The 2,401-nt window shown below is 41.1% G+C and carries 2 protein-coding genes; both read left to right on the top strand.

Annotated elements, in window-relative coordinates; all coding sequences use genetic code 11:
- Nucleotides 1-91: 91 nt before the first annotated feature.
- Nucleotides 92-1,369 carry an amidohydrolase/deacetylase family metallohydrolase gene (locus tag AC1DPZ_RS25605; RefSeq protein ID WP_477408812.1) on the top strand — a complete coding sequence of 426 codons (1,278 nt, stop codon included), beginning with the start codon at nucleotides 92-94 and terminating at the stop codon, nucleotides 1,367-1,369.
- 24 nt (nucleotides 1,370-1,393) lie between these two features.
- A complete protein-coding gene (locus AC1DPZ_RS25600) occupies nucleotides 1,394-2,314 on the top strand; it encodes an RraA family protein (RefSeq protein ID WP_477408810.1) in 921 nt (306 codons plus the stop codon).
- The last annotated feature ends 87 nt before the right edge of the window (nucleotides 2,315-2,401 follow it).

The raw sequence follows: 2,401 nt of genomic DNA, 5'->3' as shown, positions 1-2,401 counted from the left end.
CAGTTATTGCTTTACAGAACAGTGATTCCTGCTCTGACAGGATAAATATAGCCTTAAGTTTCCTGCATTATTAAAGTTAAATAATTTTAAAATGAAAAAATATATACTCTTAATGATAGCGACCATGGGCTCGACTATTATGGTTTTAAAGGCACAGACCTATAACATAGTAATTAAAGGAGGGCACGTAATAGATCCGAAAAATAACATCGATGCCGATATGGATATAGCTATAAAGGACGGTAAAATTGTGCTGGTTGTAAAAAACATTGACCCCACCCAGGGCCTGCAGGTTGTTGACGCTACCGGTTTATATGTTACACCGGGGCTGATTGATATCCATACCCATAATTTTTTTGGTACCSAACCAGATCACCAGTATGAAAACGGCAAYCAGGCTTTGCCCCCTGATGGTTTCACCTTTCGCAATGGAGTTACTACGGTAGTTGATGCAGGCAGTTCGGGTTGGCGTACTTTCCCCACATTTAAGGCACAAACAATTGATCAATCGCAAACAAGGGTACTGGCTTTCATAAACATTGTGGGCGAAGGCATGCGTGGTGTGTATGAACAAAACTCAAACGATATGGATGCTAAAATGTCTGCGTTATTAGCTCGCCGTTATCGAAATTACGTTGTGGGTTTTAAAGTTGCACATTATGAAGGCCATGAATGGGTTGCTGTTGACCGTGCCGTTGAAGCAGGGAATATGGCTGGCGGTTTGCCGGTAATGATTGATTTTGGTGGTAGTAATCCTCCGCTATCTATCCAGGAATTGTTTACACAGCATTTACGCCCCGGTGATATTTTTACACATTGTTTCGGACAGTTTGATGACAGAGAGTATATCGTTGATCTGAAAGCTCAAAAAATAAAACCCTTTGTGTGGGAAGCGCGCAAACGGGGTATTTATTTTGATGTTGGTTATGGTGGTATCAGTTTTACTTTTTCCCAGGCCATACCAGCCGCAAAAGACGGCTTTTTTCCAAATTCGATCAGTACGGATATACATTCGGGAAGCATGAACAATGCAATGAAGGATATGCTAACTACCATGTCTAAATTTCTTAATATAGGTATGACCATATACGATGTAATACAAGCCACTACTTCAAACCCTGCAAAAGAAATTAAACACGAAGAGCTGGGAAACCTTTCTGTCGGCTCGGATGCTGATGTCGCCATTTTGAATGTTCGTAAAGGTAAATTTGGATTGTTTGACTATACCGGCTACAAGATTGTGGCCGATAAGAAGTTAGAATGCGAAATGACTATTCGCGCCGGGAAAATAATGTATGATTTAAATGGTATTGCTATGCCCATTGTGCCGCCAAAAATAGCTGCAAAGTCAATTGCAAGAGTTCAATAACCAATTTTAACCTATATAACCAAAATGAGAAGTGTTTTAAAAATTTGCTTGCCAATATTACTGTTTTATTCAAGTAGCACTGCGCAAACGATATCAAAAGAGCAACTGGTATTTTATACGTCGGAGTGGAAAGGGGAGCGTTTTGATGATGGCCGCCCCAAAATACCGGATGACCTGCTTGCACGTGCCAAAAACATTGGCATTGAAGAAGCCTGGACTGCATTGCGAAATGAAGGGTACAATAACCAGTTTGAAAGCGGCTGGAAAATGGTGAACGATGACATACCCGTAGTTGGCCGTGCCGTAACAGCCATGTTCATGCCCAGTCGGCCAGATGTAGAAAAAAACATTAAAGAACGAGGTATTAGGCAAGGCAGACAGGGTAACACCAATGCATGGCCTATTGATTTACTACAAAAAGGTGATGTTTACGTAGCCGATGGTTTTGGAAAAATAAAAGGAGGAACATTAATAGGCGATAATTTGGGTAACTCAATATTCAGTAAATCAGGTAACGGGGTGATCTTCGATGGCTCGGCGCGTGATCTTCAGGGTTTAAAAAGCATCCCGGGCTTCAATGCGTTCGTTCGTGACTTTGATCCGTCCTATTTAGAAGAGATGGTACTAATGGGCCTTAATACCCCTATAAGAATAGGGCATGCCATTGTGATGCCAGGCGATCTGGTCATTTCCGAAAAAGAAGGTGTGCTGTTTATACCTGCTCACCTGGCAGAAAAGGTTATCGCCACAGCCGAATTTATAGCGCTGAGGGATGAATTTGGACATGCTATGCTTAAATCCGGCACATATAGTACAGGCGAAATTGACAGCCAGTGGACAACGCCCATCAAGGATGCATTTTTGAAATGGCTTAACCAAAACCCCAATAAAGTAAAAATGACACGTACGCAGTTAGAAGCGTTCATGGAAAAAAGGACCTGGTAGTTATATAAAACTAAACTGTAAAGAATTGAATAGTTTCAATATGTATAAAATTATAGCAGGATTATCTGTGATATGCCTGCTTATTTC

The sequence above is a fragment of the Mucilaginibacter sp. P4_G9 genome, assembly GCF_056400985.1.
The sequence above is the reverse complement of the archived record's forward strand: the minus strand, read 5'-3'. Positions and strand labels throughout refer to the sequence as shown.